Below are 17,769 nucleotides of genomic sequence, written 5' to 3'. Positions count from 1 at the left end.
CTCGACCTCCACGGCTTCCCATGACAAGCCAGCCAGACCACAAACGGACAATCCCCGACAGGCCGGTCAAACTTCAAACGTGCCGGAGCCTTGCCGGCACCCCCAGAGCATCGACGCCATCACCGCGACGATCGGTCACGAGTCGATTCCGGAAAGCGGCGATGATCGGGATATCGCCAGCGCCCCTCACCGGACCGGGATAGGGACTTTTCAGGGACTTCTCCGGGACATCCAGGCGGTCGCAGCTACCAGGTCGTGACACCACGCTGTGGGCGGGCCACGATCGGCACAGGCCGCCGGACACCCAAGGACGTCATGCCCCCACAGCCCCGACCCCGCACTCTCCTCGCGCACCTGCTGGTCCAGCGACGTTGGACCGTCGAGGATTTCTGTCGCCACTACGCCGACACGGCCGCCGCCATCGGCGCCGACACGTATGGCGTTACCGACCGTCAGGCGAAACGCTGGCTTGCTGGCACCGTCGCCAGGCCCTATCCGGTCGCCCGGCGCGTCCTGGAAGCCATGTTCGGCATCGACAGCGACGTCTTGCTCTCGCCCTCCGACCGGCCGTCCGGGCGTGACGCGGCTTTCACCCTCCAGCGCAGGATGGTGCCCGCCTGGATACCGCGTGACGATGGACACGCCACCCAGGTCGAGGAGGCGAGCCCGACGGACCGACGAGACGCCCTACGCCTACTGGCCCTGGGACCCGCAGCAGCCGAACTCTCGCATCGCATCGCACGTGCGGATCCCGACCCGCTCACCCTGGACCAGTACGAAGCCGATCTCCACCATGTCGCGGACACCTACCGCAACACACCCCATGCCACCCTTGCCGCGACGGTCGGAACCAGGTGGCAGACCATCGAAGACGTCCTCGACGGCCGGGTCTCACCCCGCGTACGCGGGCGGATGACCCTCCTCGCCGGGAACTTCGCGTTCTATCTGGGCACCCTCGCGTTCGATCTGGCCGATGACCGCTCGGCCCGGTCGTTCTTTCACGTCGCGACCCAGCACGCCGACGAAGCGCGCGACCTGCTACCTACGCACACCTCCACCCGGTCAGACGTCACCCTGCTGGCCGGGTCGGTTGCCGCCATGCGCTCCTCAGTCGCCTACTTCACCGGCGCGTACGCCCAGGCCGCTGACATCGCCGCAGCCGCCCGACCCGACGCCCACCCGTTCACCCGGCCGATCCTCGCCGGCTGCGAAGCCCGCGCCATAGCCCTGGCCGGACGGCCCGACGACGCGCGCACCGCCCTGGCCGACATGCAGGAACACGTCTGGCACGGCGGCATCATGCCCGGACCCAACCCCGGCGGCCCAGCCTTCGTACAGGGCTTCCTCGCCGGAACCCTCGGCCACCTCGGCGACGGCCACACCGCAGAACAACACGCCCGCACAGGCCTCGACGCCGAGATCGCCGCCGGACCCGGCCACTACGTCCAGATCGGCGGCAGCTACAACACCCTCTGCCGCGCCTACCTACGCCGAACCAACCCCGAGCCCGAACAGGCCGCCGACGCCGCCACCCGCGCACTCACCGTCCTCGACGGCCGACCCAGCCGCACCGTCATCCAGAACGCAGGCCAGATGTGGCGCGAGATGCACGCACGCTGGCCCGACCTACCCGCCATCCGCGACCTCGGCGAAATCGTCACCGTCTCCCGCAACGCACTACCCTCCCCACGCACCACCTGACCAGCACAGACACACAGCACAGATCGCCACCGCCGACGATCCACGCGGGGTTAGCGAGAAGAAGATCATCCGTCGAACTTGCCCGTTCGTTGACTGCCCGGATTGCCAGATCTGGGGTCAAGGGACCTCCGCCGCGTCGCGCGACGGCTGCGCGCGGCCCTGGGGCGCCGTGCTCGCCGGCGCGTCGCAGGAGGCCGGCGCATCCAACGCACGACAACCTCCAGGTAGGTTGATCGCGTCTTGCTATCAAATTGGGGGTAACCATCAGTGGCGATTCAGAAGGTCGAAGGTGACGGTAAGATCACCCCCCACGTCTTGGTAGCTTCCGAGTGCTCTACTTCCTTCGGACCTATCGTCACCCATGAGCTGGATGTCGCCAAGTGAGTGCTCTTTTAAATTTCGCCGCCGTCGTCATTTCATTGGCGGCGCTCCTGGCGTCAGTTTTGACCGCCAGGCAGCAATCTCGATTTTCTCACGGCGCCAACATAATACCGATCATCGTCGAAGCATTCCGGGAGACCCGCCAACCCGAGTTTACCGAAGCACGCCTCTACATTTACGGGAGGCTCAGCCTGGAGCATGATCCGGCTAGCGGAATATTGGCGCTGCCGCCTGACATTGTCCAGTATATTCAGCTTGTTGGCATATTCTATGATGATCTGGGGAAACTGGTCGCACACAAGATCATCGATGGGGATCTCGTGATTGGCTCCTACGGCACGGGCGTAACGCAGACGTGGGCTGTTCTTAAACCGTATATCGAGAACGAGAGAGTACGTTGCAGGACAAATACTTTCGTATATTTTGAGGATTTGGCGATACGAATCTCCGAACGCGAGCCCGCCGACGTTTATAAAAGGCTCGGCATGCGGTCCAATTTCCACAATATCCACCAATTGCGGGCTCGTAAGAACGGCGCCGTAGGGTTACCACCCGGACCCCGATCGTGCAAGATCCGCACGAGCGATTGAAAGATCAAGTAGCGCTGGCGGATCTTGCACTGCCGGGATCCCGGCGGGTATACGAAGCCGTGTTCGCAACCAGCGGCGGCGGACGTCTGTGGATGTCGGCAGACGACGCACCGAAGATTCACAATTTCCTGGTCACTGAGGTCACGTACTCTGCGTCATTCCGCCTTGGTTGCGCGACGCCCCTGTAACCAACCGTGTAGCCCAGCTGGCGGACTGACATGGACGACGGTGGACGCCAGTGGAATCGATTTAGAACCCAAGCAGAAGCCGCAGACGACCACCGACGCCCCTGGACGACCCGGACCGACTTTGCAAGACAGGGGTTAGAGTTCGGTCCCTCTCGCCATTTGCTGCTTCGCCCTGATCGTCAGTATTCACACGACGTCGCCACCCGACGAATATTTCGCAGAGATTTCCGATGGCGGTCCGTGCTGCTCGATTTCACAGCCGGTTGATCGCGATTTAGCGCTTAAGATGGCTTCCTGGCAGCACTCGGCGCCCAAGGCGTCACAATTCTATAAATGCCGAGTGGCGTGACAGCAAAATTGTTACCCTGAGGAGCTTCGGCGAATCCAGTCGCTCCGATTAGTGCCATCAATCCAAGGATAACATCAACTATCTTGGCGCGGTCGAGAACACCGTTGGTATCGGTTATCGTCAGATCAGTCTCGGGTACCAATGAGTCGCGGCTTCCGACTAGCCCAACCATTGTCCACTGTGAGTAGCCGACTCCGTAGCGCGAGAAGAGCGCATTGCGGTCCTTCTCTAGATACTCCGACGTCGCCGAGCAGCGTGCGGAGATCAGCACATCGCGATCGGGACCGAGGCGTTGAATTGCCCAGATGCCGTCCGGGAACAGGCCCTCAACTACTTCCGCGAGAGAGCCAATGCTTGATGGCTCCATGCCGTCAAGCATCTTGGAAACCATTGCGTCTCGCTCGTCTGGCTCAATACCGCCACGTGCGCGACCTAGTCCGTTCTGCCTCGGACGCTGGCCCTTATTCTGCCCGGTCCGGACCACGGGAGCGTCGCCACCACCGAGTGAACTTAGACCTCGGGCGACATTTATGATATTTTTGAAGCTGGACCGAAGGTAACCCGAGTCGAACAGGCAGGTTGGACCTGTTATGCGCACGAGCGTCCCGGCTGGAATTTCGCCACTAACCGACGCCGCATCCTCTGACTGCATCTGCTCGGAGATATCGACGAGAAGTCCACAGGACTCGGCCAACTCCTCGAAGTGACCGAATAGCGAATCATGGAACGCTCGCTCGTACTCCTCGCGCACCACAGATTCCGAGTTCTTCCCAAGGTAGTTAGCGCGTGTAACACCCGCCCGACCCTCGCGTCTTTGTCCTTCGGTGGTCTCGGTCGTTCTTTTTTCGATTACGCCCTCGTCGATCTGAGCGAGCAGAGAACGAGTGCGCGAAACATCGACATAAAGATAGTCGCGAACGAAGCGCGGAAGCCCGCCTGAAACTAGCTCTAGTTCTGCCACAACACCCACTTTAAAAAATTTGTCGCGATAGCCCCGATTAGGACGACAGTCCGACCATACATGTTCCTTGGAGGACACTTAGTGGTCTGCATCGACTCTCCGTGGCCCTCGGCCGTGGCAGTAGAGCCATCCGTACAGCCAAGCCCGCGGACACTGGCCGACATCAGCGGACGATGATGGACGCGGGCGGAGCCGTGAGCAGGACCTATGGACGCTTGTGGACGTCTGTGGACGTCTGTGGACGACGCGGGCCGATCTTGTGATCGGGAGGTCGACTGCCTAGATGCTGTCGCGCCGCTTCGTTCCTCGGCGTTGACGCGCCTGCAGTACGGGTCGGCCTACCAACGAAGATCGCACTCGGCGGTCGCGTGTGTAAGGGTCAGCGTTCGACGCTCGGCCCGCGCGGTGCCGAGGTCAGGTTGCCGGTCCGTGGCAGCCAGGTTGGCAGCCAAGCCGGCCGACAGCAGCGGACGACCACGGACGTCCGTGGAATCCAGACGGCTCAGGACCAGGACCGGCGGACGTCGGTGGACGAATACAGCGGAGTATCTAGCAATCTCATAATCCCCCGGTCGTGGTTCGAGCCCATTTCACCAGGGAATGATGCTGCAGAGGCGGGGAAATATGGCAGGTGGCTGACGAGTGCAGTTACCTTGTAACCCGCTCAAGATATTCATTGAGTTCCTCTAAGGCTTTCTGATAGTCAATCCACAATCCCTTCCGCTGTTTAGCGGCCTGGGCACGCTGATTCGGCGTCCCACTCTTACCAATGCCGAGCTGAAATTCAAACAAAGCGCCAGCGGCACCAATAAACTCTCTTCTCATCTTCCGCAGCGCATTCCTGACGGCAACATCTTGCATGTCGCCTTCTATTTCTTTCAAAATAGAAATTAGTTCGTCGAGCTTAGACTCGAGTCCGCCGATCTCTTTGTGTGAGAGAAGTACGACCCTGCGCGATACTGTTTCAAATTCCCCAAGGATCTCCAGCGCGGCGTCTCCGGACGGGTCGCGCTCCGACCATCGAGCTGCCGCGGCCATCTAGTCAGGTTATCGATCTACGCTGATTAGTAATTCCGACTAGCCAGCCACGAAATTGTTCACAGGAGTCGGCGCAGCGGGCTAGCTCCGAGGCACTAGTGCCAGCGGTAACGGCATTCTGTAGGCATCGACGAAGCTCGTCGACAATCTCCGCAATTCTGTCAGGCTGCACTGGGGCACGTGGGTGAGCACCCAAGAGCATCATTCTAAGAGCCATGGTGTCAGCGGCGAAGGTGGCGGGATCTCGGCTGTCGAAAGAGGTACCGAGCAATACATCAAAAAAGTTGTGCCAGAGGTCCGGAGGGTTCTGGCCGGGCGAACGCACGCCCTCGCGGCGTGGGCGAAATTGAATTACCTCGCCTAGTTGCGATTCGTTCGCTTTGCCTGCGACCGTGCCCGCTTTTTCTTGATCACGACTATCGCTGATGGTCTGGTCCAACCTCGATACAATGTCGATGATTTTTTGGCGAAATCCAGCTACCTGTGCGTCGTCCACAACGCGCCCTACCAAAGATCGCAGTACTCCGGCTGCGGCGGCGTTCCGCAGAACATCACGCCACAAATTCTGTGCAGCCGCATCCCAGACAACTTTCTCTGTTGGGAAACCAGACACCTCCTCTGCCAGTCGTCGGACTGCACCACTAGTTTGGTATGCCTGCCCCAGCAGATCCTCTAGAATCCGGACTCGCTCATCGTCGAACGTTAGGCGAGGTTCATCTAGGATCCGATTTCTGGAGTTCATCGCATCGTCTCAAACGGGACTTGGGCATTCCCCAGCCCACGGATGACTGCACCTATCAGTGTGCCACGATTTACAATCTTTCTTGCACTTCCAATCCGCTCATTACCGGACCCTTTGTGGAGTGCCACAACCCGCCACTGCTCGTCGAAGACCGGGCTGCCAGAAGAACCTTCCTCAGTATCTGTAAAATAGCTGACCGTGCTACCCGCAATTGATACGACTGCATTGTGCTGCAGGGAGATCTGTTTTGGCCGACCATTTGGATGCTGAATAATTGATACCGCATCTCCGACCTCAAGTTCCGAATCTGTGGGCAGCCGAAGGTAACCGAACGTCTCAGGAATCGGCGCGTGAGTGCTTATGACACACCAGTCAAGCGCCCTGTCACCGATCGCACTCTCGGGGGTCAAATTCAGTTTTATCGGATCCCGAACAAGACCTCCCGAAGATGTCTCATAGCCCAACCAAGCAACTCCTGACGTCAAGCGCCGTTCTCCGTTATCCCAGTCGTAGATAACGTGATGGTTTGTCAAAATAGTGTTACGTGAGATGCAGACACCAGTCGCGGTGTAAGGAACGCGGCCAAAGTGAACGACCAAGCGCACAACGGCCGGCGATACACGCAACGCGCCCCGGAGAAGCGAAATATCTATTAGCGTCGAGCGGTCGCCCGTTTGCCTCTCAACGAGTTCTAGGACATCGGGAGATATGACATCGGTATCCTCGATGGGCGCATCGATTGTCTCTGGCACCGATGTCACAGGGCTATCGCGGAGTAGTTCTTCGATCCTCGCGTGGTGCGAGACGACTTTCTCATCCTGCAACACAAGGCCCATCAGCATTTCCAGCGTACCGCGAGATCTCGTATCAATGAGAAGCTGATGCCATGTTTCGTCCGAATTTTGACCAAAATGCACTGAGCGGCGAGGTAACCCAATAGCGTCTGTCAGTGCAAATACGTCTGAGTCTCTATAATAAAGACCCGCTAGTAGGTCCCGGAGCTCGCGAGCCTCTGGATAAGAGTAGTCGAAAGGAAGTCGATCAAGCAGGCAGCCCACAGAAGCCTCCGATTGCGCCGGACTACCGCTGATAGTCCCGCGATCCGTACGGGGCGTCTACCACCATTGCAAAATTCTACAAGATTGATTTGCCGATTTAGCGTAAGTTGTACTTTTTGTTCCGATTCGTGCCGTAGATCTACGCCGTTTCTTGGCTGTCGGGTAGCCGTAGTGACTCGATCACTTCTGCTGCACTCGAATGTGCTGTTCGAGCAAGCTCGCAGCTCCCAGCGCTCGACTGCAATTCGGGGGATCGTCGCACCGAAGACGCATAAATGTCGGGTACCCCGGTCCGCCAGTAAACCCTTGTCGATAGCCCGGACGGGGTTCCGAGGACTACGGAACATAAGGTTGCGGTGCCAAGGCGCTGGCCGCCGCGACCGGACGAACGCCGAGCCGAAGCAGCCGGGTACAGCCGGGGCACTGCACCCAACCGTGTATCCGAGCCGGGGGACGCCCCTGGACGGCCGTGGACGTCTGTGGACTCGGCGCGCTGGCAGGCCAAACTGCATGGACGTCCACAGACGTCCGTAGACGTCGCGCCGGCTCCTCCTAATCCCAGGGCCCGTCCTCCCGCCGGAGCGGTTGCCCTTCGACGTCGGTCTTGGGGCGCCGTGTCGGCCGGGTAGGCGCGTCGGTCTGCGACGGCACTCCCGAGCCGTCAGGGGACGCGGAGGTCGTCAGTGTCGATCTCCGCGTGGCCGTTCCTCCTGGCAGCGCGGGCGAATCTGGGCGAAGATCTGAGCGAAGATCGCTGGCGCAGAATTTCTACACGGTTTCAAGGCGTCCCTTCGGGGCGCGCGCCGCGCAGCGCCGCACACGCCACGCGCGGGCGGGTCCCGTCAGCCCCGCCACGCCCCGGGGCCCCGCCTCGCTTCGCTCGGCACCCCGGGCGCGTCGGGCCGCCACCCCGCCCGCACGTGGCGGAGCGGCGGCGCGTCGCAACCCACCGCCGTCGGCCTGGCGCCTTGTCGCGCAGTACCCGAATCCCAGAGTCTCCCCGTCCACGACGCTCATCCAAGCCCCGGATGAGCGAGAGTTCAGAGACGCCGCATGAGCCGTATGCTGTACGGTACATACCCAAGGCTGGCGAAGAATTGTTGCGCGTCCGTGTTGAAGCTCCCGGTACTTAGGCGTAAACCGTCCAGCCCCCAGCTGACCGCATGCTGCTCGGCGGCGGTCATTAGAGCGCGGCCGACGCCCCCTCTACGCCTGTCGGAACGTGTGCAGATTTGGTGGATCTCCAGGACGCTCGATCGCGGTCTGAAGAGGTTCGCTTCTCGATGTTGTTCTTCGGCGTAAAGATAGCCAACCGTCCGGCCGCCTTCTTCGGCGAGCAGCACCAACACGTTCGGCTGGTCCAACTTCTCGCGGAAGAACGAGGCGGCGGCGGTAGCGTCAGGCGCACAAAATTCGGTTGGATGAGTGCGGGCATGTAGTTCTTGTACGACGGCGTTCAACCTACCGAGCGCGACAACGTCTGCCGCTGTCGCAGGTCGAACCGCGACACTCCTGGTCACCCGGCCATTGTTGGCCCCCTCGCCTGCTGGAGCCAAACCATTTTGATGACCCCGAGCCGTGTCGGCGTTGGCCGCGCAATTTCGATCATGTCGTCGCGGCATCCGCTGGACGAGGCCCACGCGGGGCGCGAGCAGTTCCCATGTGGAAGCGGGGGCGCTGCCCCCGTGCCCCCGACCAGTCACCAAAGGAGGGGAGGGACGGCGGGAGTCCGAGTGTCTCCTCCGGCGAGCAGGCACCCGGAGGGTTGCCCCAGGAACCCCGACCGCGCAAGACCCACATCCGTCACGACCGGTGAAAGTGGCGCCGACGGGTCTTGCCCGGCCGAGAACCCTGGCGCAAAGCAGAGCTTGCCTGCCCGCCGGAGGAGCCCCGCTCAGCCCGAGGCATGAGAAGGGCCAAGGCCCCTCGGCCCCGAGACAGCCTACGGCGGCCGGCAACCCCATCAGGAGGGTCGCCGGCCGCCGTTGACCGAGAGAGACAGGCAGTTCAGGCGGGTCGCACACGTGACCGACGTCACGCAGATCTGCTGGCCTGGACTTGAGTAATTTCGTTTCCTCGCTCTGGCTCCCACAACTCCACCAGATCACCCACTGGTTCCGCCCAGCCGGCCACCAGCGATTTTCGTCGCCCCGTGTGGCCAGCCCAGGCCGGTTCTGATCACTAGTGACGGCGCGATCCGGGCGACCACCGCTGACGACTGCCGGCTGGCTCGGCGCTGGCGCCAGCCTCCTGACCCGGCTCTGTGGTGTCGGTGGTCGCCGAAGGCAAGGTGACGGGGTACTGGTTGGTCGCCTGGTCAACCGTCGTCGGGCCCGTGGTCCGTCTTACCGCGCCGGTGAAGCGCCCGTCCGGGAACGGCGCGGCGGCGGACGGTGCGGTGCGGTGCGGCGCGGAAAAGCATTCGCCAGCCCTTCCTCGGCCGGCCACCATGAGAGCCATGTTCCGGCACGACGCCTCGTCGCCCGCCCTGGTCGCGGGTGCTGTCGTGCTGCCCTTCTCGGCGCTGGCCGCCGACGCGCTGCCCGGCGGCGCGCGACGCTGACTCTTCCCGGATCGTCCGGAGCCCCGCAGGGAAGGGTCGGTAGGCCCAGGGGCTCGCGGCTTCGAGCACCGAGGAAGAACAATGGCCAAGCAGGCCTACGTCCGCACCAAACCGCATCTCAACATCGGCACGATGGGTCACGTCGACCACGGGAAGACGACGCTGACCGCCGCGATCACCAAGGTTCTCGCCGACACCGGCTCCGGCTCGTTCGTCCCGTTCGACCGGATCGACCGCGCCCCCGAGGAGATCGCCCGCGGCATCACCATCAACATCGCGCACGTCGAGTACGAGACCGCCAGTCGGCACTACGCCCACGTGGACATGCCGGGCCACGCCGACTACGTGAAGAACATGATCACGGGTGCGGCTCAGCTCGACGGCGCGATCCTGGTGGTGTCGGCCCAGGACGGCGTGATGCCGCAGACGGCCGAGCACGTGCTGCTGGCCCGGCAAGTCGGGGTCCGGCACGTCGTGGTCGCGCTGAACAAGGCGGATGCCGCGGACCCGGAGATCACGGACCTGGTGGAGCTGGAAATCCGCGAGTTGCTGGCGGGGCACGGCTACCCGGGCGACGAGGTGCCGGTGGTCCGCGTCTCCGGGCTGCGCGCCCTGGCGGGCGACCCGGCGTGGACGGCCTCGATCCAGGCACTGCTGGACGCCGTCGACAAGTACGTCCCGGTTCCTGACCGTTACACCACGGCGCCGTTCCTGCTTCCGGTGGAGAACGTCCTGACCATCACCGGTCGTGGAACGGTGGTGACCGGGGCGATCGAGCGTGGCGCCGTCCGCGTGGGCGACCGGGCTGACGTGTGCGGCCTCGGCACGCGGCTGGCGACGGTGGTCACCGGGCTGGAGACGTTCGGCAAGCCGATGGAGTCCGCCCTCGCCGGTGACAACGTCGCGCTGCTGCTGCGCGGCGTGCACCGTACGCAGCTGCGACGGGGCAACGTCCTCGCGGCGCCGGGGAGCGTGACGGTGCACCAGCGGTTCGCCGCCCGGGTCCACCTGCTCGCGCCGGGCGCCGGTGGCCGGCGCACCGGCATCGCGTCCGGCTACCGCCCGCAGTTCTACCTGCGGACCACGGACGTGGTCGGCGAGGTCGACCTGGGTGAGGTCGGCGTCGCGCTGCCAGGAGACACCGCCGAGATGACGGTGCGGCTCGGCAAGCCGGTACCGCTGGAGAACGGGCTCGGCTTCGCGATCCGCGAGGGCGGCCGAACGGTCGGCGCCGGCACGGTCGTCGCCGTCCTCGACTGAAAACCGGCGACCAACCAGCGCCGGGTCCTCCTCGGCCGGGTCCACCGCTGCCGCCGGGTGGGCGCGTACATCCACGCGTCCGCCCGGACGGCTCGCCCGCGGGCTGTCCGTGAGCTCGGCCGGTTCAGCCTGGGGGTGTGAGCAGCTCGGCCACGTGGGTGGCCCGCGGGGTCCGCAGGCGTACCTCCACGGTGCCAGACCTGGTGGGGTTGAACTTCCCGGCGTCGTAGGCGAATCGCACCCGGTCCGGGGGCTCGACGCCGATGTCGATCGCGGTCAGGAAGGGGCTGGCGAGCGGCACGTCGATGTGCTTGCCGCGCCCGGCCCAGACCACGAGGCGCCCGGCGCTCACCGCGATCGCGCCGGAGACCGCCTCCTTGCGCCAGCTGGAACGCTGACCGGGCGCCCGATAGTTGCGGTAGGTGATCGAGCCGGTGAGACCCTCCTCCAGGAGGACAAGGCCTTCTGCTTCCAGCGTGGCGCGCAGATCCGCGGGTAGCTGACCCGCGCCGAACAGCATCCGGCGCAAGGCGTTCATGGCCAAGATCATAGGCACATTTCCCCGGGGGTCGCCAGCCTGATCCGGGCACCGCCGGCCGCTCGACGGGCTCCGCGCTCGTTGGCCCGGCTACGGTGGGTCTGGTGTGCCGGGAAGTCTGGTCGGCAGCGTCTGACTCGACCCCTTGGCTAGGAGCACCGCCGTGAGCCAGACCCCGCCTCGCCGGTTCGGCCTGTTCGACCGCAGGTCGTGGCCGGAGACCCGCCGGATCGCCGCGATCCTGCGCAGGGAGACCATCGGCGGCGGCCTGCTGCTCGCCGCCACGGTACTGGCTCTCGTATGGGCGAACTCGCCGTGGTCGCACTCCTACCGGTCGATGCTGTCCTACCAGCTCGGCCCCTCCTGGGCGCACCTGAACCTGACCCTGGCCCAGTGGGCCGCCGACGGCCTGCTGGCGATCTTCTTCTTCGTCGCCGGGCTGGAGCTCAAACGCGAGTTCATCGCCGGAGACCTCCGCGACCCGCGGCGGGCCGTGGTCCCCGTCCTCGCGGCCGTCGGCGGCGTCGTCGTCCCGGCTGTCCTGTACACGCTGGTCAACCTCGGTGGTGACGCCGGACGCGGCTGGGCGATCCCGACGGCCACGGACATCGCCTTCGCGCTGGCGGTGCTGGCAGTCATCGGCCGGCACCTGCCGTCCGCGCTACGGACCTTCCTGCTCACGCTCGCCGTGGTTGACGACCTGCTCGCCATCGTCATCATCGCTGTCGTCTACACCCGCCACCTCTTGGTCCTCCCGCTGCTGGGCGCGCTGGTGCCGCTGGCGGTGTTCACCCTGCTGGTGCAGCGCCGGGTGCGCTCGTGGTGGCTCCTGCTGCCCCTGGCCGCCGCCACCTGGGCGCTGGTCCACGCCTCCGGCGTGCACGCCACCGTCGCGGGCGTGCTCCTGGGATTCGCGGTGCCGGTGCGGCGCAGCACCCGTACCGGCGGGCCGGACGCGGGACCGGGGCTGGCCGAGCATTTCGAGCACCGCTGGCGGCCCCTGTCGGCGGGGGTGGCGGTGCCGGTCTTCGCGTTCCTCTCCGCCGGCGTCACCCTCGGCGGCCTGAGTGGACTGACCGACGCCCTGACCGACCGCGCCGCCCTCGGTGTCGTGGTCGGTCTCGTCGTCGGCAAGCCGCTGGGGATCATGGCCGCCACCTGGCTGGTAGCCCGCTTCACCCGTGCCACCCTCGGCGACGGGCTGGCCTGGGTCGACGTCCTCGGGCTGGCGGTCCTGGCCGGTATCGGATTCACCGTCTCCCTGCTTGTCGGCGAGCTCGCCTTCGGCGTCGGCAGCGCGCGCGACGACCACGTCAAGATCGCGGTCCTGGCCAGTTCGCTGCTCGCCGCCCTGCTGGCCGCTGTGGCGCTAGGTCTGCGCAATCGTGTCTTCCGCCGGCTTGAGGAAGCCGAAACGGCCGACCGCGACCACGACGGCATCCCCGACATCTACCAGGACATGGCCCGACCGGCAGTCGACTGACCCCACCCGCGGCGCACCGCCCACCTGGATGCCCAGCCTCGGCCGCGCCGGTTCACGGCCGGGGAACGGACTGGATGCGGATCCACAGGGAGGTCGAGGAGGCAAGCAGGCGGCCGTCGGCGGTGTACAGGGCGGAGGAGGCGCGCAGTTTGCGGCCGTCGGCGGCGTCGGCGCGGGCGACGACGACGTAGGTCTCGCCGGGCGTGACCGTGCCGGTGGCGGAGACGGCCTGCCGGGCCAGCAGGGCGGCCAGGCCGTCGGTGGGCATCGTCGCCTGGTGCGCCCAGAACGACGGGCAGTCCAGCGCCGACCAGAGCAGGTGCCGGCCGACCGTTCCGTCCGCCTCGGCGAGGGAGTGGTCGACGGTCCAGGCCGTGGCGACGAGGCCGGGCGGCCCGCCGGCGACCTGGCCGGGGAGGATCCGCAGGCCGTCGCCGACAGGCCGTCCCGTCCCGCAGCCGAAGCATCCCGGGAAGGGATGCGTCGACGTCGCGAAAAGGGCGGCCGCGGCGCGCTCGGCCTCGTCGAGCTCGATAAACGGCGGCGAGTCGCCGAGATCGGTGGACTCCGCCGCGTGCGCCTCGACGAGGACCGTCCCGCCCCGGACAAGACGCACCCCACCGTCGTCCGCCGGTTCGACCGCCAGCGGCACCTCCAGCGGGGTCGGCGCACGCAGCACCGCCTCTGCCACCCGGCCGGGTGCGGTGTCCGTGCCCGCATCGTCGAGGTACCCGGCGAGGGTTCCGGAGATCCATCCGCCGTTCGCGCTCCCGGGCGGCCCGTTGAACCGAGCCGGCACGACGATCGCGCCGACGGCCCCACCGCCACTGCCGGCGCCGGCCGTCGCCGAGATCTGATCCGCATCGGGGCGGGAAGTCGTCGCGTCCACCCGTCCGACGGTACGGCCCGGCCCATGGACCGCGCCGAGGTGGCAGCCGACGGATCGCGGACGCCGGTTTCTCATCCGCCGGCGGCGGGCGCCAGCCCTGGCCTGGCACGTCGGGCGGTGGCGGGCCAGGCCAGGACTGTTCGTCGACGCTGCGGGGTTGGTGTCGACCTCGGGCCCGAGGCCGGCGGTCGAAGGCCCCGATCAACGTCGCGCGCCGGCGCCTCATCGCAGCGTGCCCAGCGCTAGGCGTTCTGGGTGCGCTGGGCGCGCTTGCGCCAGAGCCGACCGAGGAAGAAGGTCAGCGCGGACAGGGGCGCGAGCACCAGGCTGAGCAGGACACCATCGGTGTAGCTGCCGCCGTGGTCCGGCGCGGTCAGTATGAGGGACGCGGCGGCCACGGCGTACAGCGCGATCTGGATGCCGACCGCGACGCGGATGGCGGCGAACCGACCGAGCAGCAGGCCGCCGAGCAGCGGAAGGATGGCGGTCATGGAAACCTCCTGTGACGAGAGGACCGACGGCGACGCCCGGAAGCGGCCGTCGGGTCCCGGTGGGACCGGGTTGTTGTCGCCGTGAACTGTCCGTCGCCACCCGGGTCGTCGGCGCCCGTGGCCGCGCGGGACTGCCCGCTCCGTGCTGCCACGGAGGCGAAGCCGCGACCCCGTGGGTGACCATGGGCAGGTGACCGAGGAAGGCCCGTCGCCCAGGCGTGCCCATGACCAGGTGCCGGAGCGGGCATCGGCGCGCGCCGCCGTCGCCCCGCTCGGCGCCGGTGGCCCCGTAACCCCCGGCCGCGCGGGGCCGACGGCCTGGTCGTGGCCGTCAAGGTCGCGGCGGGCGGACTCGTCGTCGCGCCTCGACTCGCTTGGGGGAACCGGCTCCTCGTCGGGCCCCGGTTCGTCGTCGCCGGCCGGCTCGCCTCCGGGCCTCGGCTCGACCGTGCTGGCCGGCTCGTCATCGCGCGTCGGCTCGCCTTCGGCCCTCGGCTCGTCCGCCGCCCTCGGCTCGTCGTCGCGAAGAGGCTCGTCCTTGGTCCCCGGCTGGTCGTGGCGGACCTGGGTGTCGTGGCTGCTGGCGGCGGGGTCCGTCGGCGTGACGGCGGTGGCGCTCGTCGTCGCGGTGCGCGACGGCCTGACCTGGGGGCGGTTCGTCAGCGGCGATCCGGGGTTCTCGGTGGTGCTGGCGGTGATGCTGCCGCTGCTGGGCACCGCCATCCTGTACCGGGAACCCGGCAACCGCCTGGCCTGGATCTTCGCGGTGGCCGGGGTCTCCAGGGCGGTCTTCGTCGCGGCCATCGTGTGGGCCGACCACGTCTACGTGACCGGCCCTGGAACGGGAACAGGCGGCCCGGTCGCCTCCTGGCTGACCCTCTGGTCCCGGCTGCCGGCACCCGTGCTCGCACCACTGATCTTGCTGTGGTTCCCGGACGGCCGCCCCCCGCCTGGCCGGAGATGGCGTGCCGCGCAGCTGACGGCCGCCGTCGGAGGCGCGGCGGTCGTCGTCGTCGCGGTGCTGAGCTGGCCGTTCCGCGGGCCGCGGACGCTGCCGGACGCCCCGACCCCGCCCGGCGTGCTGCCGGCCATCGTGGTGGGCGCCCTCGGCGTGGTGATCGTCGCCGCACTGGCCGGGCTCGCGGCGGGGCTCGCAAGCCTCGTCAGCCGGCTGCGCCACGCCGAACCGGTCACGCGTCAGCAGGTGAAGTGGCAGCTGTTCGGCGGCGTCGCCGGTGTCGTCCTGAACCTGGCCGGCGATCTCGTCACCCCCCGCGTCGGCCTCAACCTGGCCGGCACGCTGGCCGTCGTCGCCGCGATGCTCCTCGCGATCGAGCGCTACCAGCTGTGGAGCATCGACCGACTGATCAACCGCACCCTGGTCTACGGCACGTTGACCGTGCTCGCCGCCGCCACCTACGCGGGATGCGCCGCCGGCTTCGGCATGCTGACGGCCGGCCTCGCGCACGGGCGCAGCGTCGCGATCGTCGGCGCCACCCTTGCCGCCGCCGCGTTGGTCAGCCCGGCCCGGCGTACCGTCCAGGCGACGATCGACCGCTGGTTCGACCGGCGCCGGTTCGACGCGGTCGCCCGGGTCCGCGCCTACGCCGACCGGCTGGGGACGGCGCCCGCCGCGCCCGGCGAACTGCGCGGCGTGCTCGCCGCGGCGCTGCGCGACCCCGAGCTGGCCCTGCTGTTCACGCTTGCCGACGGCCGCCTGGTCGACGCGGCCGGCGCGCCCGCCGCCCTGCCCATCGACGCGGCTGGCCCCACTTCCACGGCCGGACCGGATGAGGTGGCGACGGGCGGCGCACGCAGCGGCATCCGGGCGGTCCGGCGGCTTGGCAGCCGGATCGGTGTTGGCGGGGACGGCTCGGGCCGGGCCGCCGACGACACCGATAGCGGCGGTGGCGGTGGCGGCGAGCTTGGAGTGCTGGTGCACCGGCCGCTGCCGCCGCATGAGTGGGACCTGCTCGACGCGGTGCTCGCGGCGGCGGCGATGCCGCTCGAGTACGCCCGCCTGCAGGCCGAGCTGCGGGTTCAGCTGGCCGCCGTCGAGGCGTCCCGAGGCCGGATCGTGGCGGCGGCCGACGCCGAGCGCCGCAGGATCGAGCGCAACCTGCATGACGGCGCCCAGCAGCGCCTTGTCGCACTGGCGTTGCGGCTGCGTTCCGAGCAGCGCCGCCTCGGCGGCGCGCTCGACCCGGCGACCCTCCCGCTGCTCGACCTGGCCGTCGACGAACTGCGCGCCGCCGTCGACGACCTGCGAACGCTGGCTGCGGGGCTGCTGCCGGCGGCGCTGGCCTCCGAAGGCCTCGGCCCGGCGCTGCGCGAGCTCGTCGACCGCGCGCCCGCGGACGTCCGGCTGCTCGACCTGCCCGCGCACCGGCACGGCCCGTCGACCGAGGCGACGGGCTGGTTCGTCGTCGCGGAAGGCCTCGCCAACGCCGCCAAGCACGCCGCCGGCGCCTGGGTGACCGTCAGCGCCTCCTGCCGGGAGTCGTCGTTGACCGTCACCGTCGTCGACGGCGGCCCGGGCGGCGCCGTGATCGCTTCGGATGCCCCCGGAGCGCTCGCCGCCAGCGCGAGCGCCCCCGTCGCGGCGCACCCCGCTGCCGGCGCGGGCGCAGGCCCCGCCGCTGGCAGCGGGCTGCGTGGACTCGCGGACCGGGTCGAGGCCTGCGGCGGCCAGCTCGTCGTTGCCAGCCCGCTTGGTGGACCGACGGAGCTACGGGCGGAGCTGCCATGCGGATAGCGGACGACGGTGGCGACCTCGGCGGCGATCGGGGCCCGCGGGTGGTGGTCGCGGACGACGCGGTGCTGCTGCGCGAGGGCGTGCTGCGCATCCTTGCCGACGACCAGATCACCGTCACCGGAGTCGTCGGTGACCCAGACAGCCTGCTTGACCACGTCGCCCGTGAGGCGCCCGACCTGGCCATCGTCGACATCCGCATGCCGCCGACGTTCACCGACGAGGGGCTGCGCGCGGCCCGCGCGATCCGGGCCACGCATCCCGGGACGGCGGTCCTGCTGCTGAGCCAGCACGTGCAGGTCGGTGGCGCGCTCGACCTTTTCAGCGACGGCGCGGGCGGGCTCGGCTATCTGCTCAAGGACCGCGTGATCGAGATCGACGACTTCCTCGCCGCGGTCCGCCGGGTCGCGGCGGGCGGGTCGGTCGTCGACCCGGTCGTGATCCGCGCCCTCGTCCAGCGCCGGTCGCCGGTCGGCACCGTCGCCACCCTCAGCGACCGCGAGCGCGAGGTCCTCAGCCTGATGGCGCAGGGACTGTCCAACACCGCGATCGCGGCCCGGCTCGTCGTCAGCCTGCGCACCGTCGAGACGCACGTCGCGAGCATCTTCACCCGGCTGGGCCTGCTGCCCGCCGCCGACGAGAACCGCCGCGTCCGCGCCGTCATCACCTACCTCAACGCCCCGCCCACGACCGACGTCGGGTAGGGGCAAGGTACGGAGGGGGAGCGCGGCGGCCACCGCGACCTCGGCGACCCTCGGATCTGAGGCGGACCGGAAACCAGCCCA

At 67.4% G+C, this 17,769-nt stretch carries 15 protein-coding genes; 7 read left to right on the top strand and 8 right to left on the bottom strand.

The genetic code is table 11. The features are described 5' to 3' along the window. The 3 genes from BCD48_RS52870 to BCD48_RS50470 form a co-directional block, all read left to right on the top strand. The coding region (locus BCD48_RS52870) for a hypothetical protein (RefSeq protein WP_206745000.1) at positions 1-259 on the top strand (259 nt) is incomplete at its 5' end. 56 nt (positions 260-315) lie between these two features. Beyond that, a complete protein-coding gene (locus tag BCD48_RS02835; RefSeq protein WP_083418083.1) occupies positions 316-1,701 on the top strand; it encodes an NsdA family TPR-like regulatory protein in 1,386 nt (461 codons plus the stop codon). 380 nt (positions 1,702-2,081) lie between these two features. Then, positions 2,082-2,672, top strand: a complete 591-nt coding sequence (locus BCD48_RS50470) for a DUF4760 domain-containing protein (protein WP_131803738.1) — start codon at positions 2,082-2,084, stop codon at positions 2,670-2,672. Positions 2,673-3,141: 469 nt separating this feature from the next. On the opposite strand, the gene BCD48_RS50465 is transcribed toward BCD48_RS50470, so the two are convergent. From BCD48_RS50465 to BCD48_RS56350, 5 genes are all read right to left on the bottom strand, one after another. Beyond that, the gene (locus tag BCD48_RS50465) at positions 3,142-4,248 is read right to left on the bottom strand and encodes a DUF6414 family protein (protein WP_131803736.1); all 1,107 of its coding nucleotides are present in this window, start codon (positions 4,246-4,248) and stop codon (positions 3,142-3,144) included. A gap of 570 nt (positions 4,249-4,818) precedes the next feature. Then, positions 4,819-5,208, bottom strand: coding sequence for a hypothetical protein (locus tag BCD48_RS50460; protein ID WP_131803734.1), 390 nt, complete (start codon positions 5,206-5,208; stop codon positions 4,819-4,821). A 4-nt stretch (positions 5,209-5,212) separates the two neighbouring features. Continuing rightward, on the bottom strand, positions 5,213-5,950 hold the full coding sequence (locus BCD48_RS56355) for an effector-associated domain EAD1-containing protein (RefSeq protein WP_491677106.1): 738 nt from the start codon (positions 5,948-5,950) through the stop codon (positions 5,213-5,215). Further along, positions 5,947-6,786: a trypsin-like serine peptidase gene (locus BCD48_RS45325; protein ID WP_157910424.1), complete on the bottom strand. Its 840-nt coding sequence runs from the start codon at positions 6,784-6,786 to the stop codon at positions 5,947-5,949. The genes BCD48_RS56355 and BCD48_RS45325 overlap by 4 nt, the downstream gene beginning before the upstream one ends. 1,262 nt (positions 6,787-8,048) lie before the next feature. Beyond that, positions 8,049-8,630 (bottom strand): GNAT family N-acetyltransferase, encoded by a 582-nt coding sequence (locus tag BCD48_RS56350; protein WP_397428725.1) that lies wholly within the window; start codon positions 8,628-8,630, stop codon positions 8,049-8,051. 1,022 nt (positions 8,631-9,652) lie between these two features. Between BCD48_RS56350 and tuf the strand changes: the two genes are divergently transcribed. After that, the gene (tuf, locus tag BCD48_RS02825) at positions 9,653-10,831 is read left to right on the top strand and encodes an elongation factor Tu (protein ID WP_071046648.1); all 1,179 of its coding nucleotides are present in this window, start codon (positions 9,653-9,655) and stop codon (positions 10,829-10,831) included. Positions 10,832-10,955: 124 nt separating this feature from the next. Here tuf and BCD48_RS02820 read toward each other — a convergent pair whose 3' ends face one another. Further along, on the bottom strand, positions 10,956-11,369 hold the full coding sequence (locus BCD48_RS02820; RefSeq protein WP_071046654.1) for a hypothetical protein: 414 nt from the start codon (positions 11,367-11,369) through the stop codon (positions 10,956-10,958). A 163-nt stretch (positions 11,370-11,532) separates the two neighbouring features. Here BCD48_RS02820 and nhaA point away from each other — a divergent pair, with 163 nt between their 5' ends. Next, positions 11,533-12,852, top strand: a complete 1,320-nt coding sequence (gene nhaA / locus BCD48_RS02815; protein ID WP_071046647.1) for a Na+/H+ antiporter NhaA — start codon at positions 11,533-11,535, stop codon at positions 12,850-12,852. Between the two features lie 52 nt (positions 12,853-12,904). Here nhaA and BCD48_RS02810 read toward each other — a convergent pair whose 3' ends face one another. Continuing rightward, a complete protein-coding gene (locus BCD48_RS02810; protein WP_083418085.1) occupies positions 12,905-13,741 on the bottom strand; it encodes a hypothetical protein in 837 nt (278 codons plus the stop codon). Positions 13,742-13,983: 242 nt separating this feature from the next. Next, entirely contained in the window at positions 13,984-14,232 is a 249-nt protein-coding gene (locus BCD48_RS02805; RefSeq protein ID WP_071046646.1) for a hypothetical protein, read from the bottom strand. Positions 14,233-14,422: 190 nt separating this feature from the next. Here BCD48_RS02805 and BCD48_RS02800 point away from each other — a divergent pair, with 190 nt between their 5' ends. Next, positions 14,423-16,987 (top strand): histidine kinase, encoded by a 2,565-nt coding sequence (locus BCD48_RS02800; RefSeq protein WP_157910422.1) that lies wholly within the window; start codon positions 14,423-14,425, stop codon positions 16,985-16,987. Next, entirely contained in the window at positions 16,978-17,688 is a 711-nt protein-coding gene (locus BCD48_RS02795) for a LuxR C-terminal-related transcriptional regulator (RefSeq protein ID WP_071046644.1), read from the top strand. Before BCD48_RS02800 ends, BCD48_RS02795 begins: the two co-directional genes overlap by 10 nt. Positions 17,689-17,769 lie beyond the last annotated feature (81 nt).

It is taken from the genome of Pseudofrankia coriaricola (assembly GCF_001854805.1).
Classification (GTDB): domain Bacteria; phylum Actinomycetota; class Actinomycetes; order Frankiales; family Frankiaceae; genus Pseudofrankia.
This window is presented reverse-complemented; position numbering and strand designations above follow the sequence as displayed.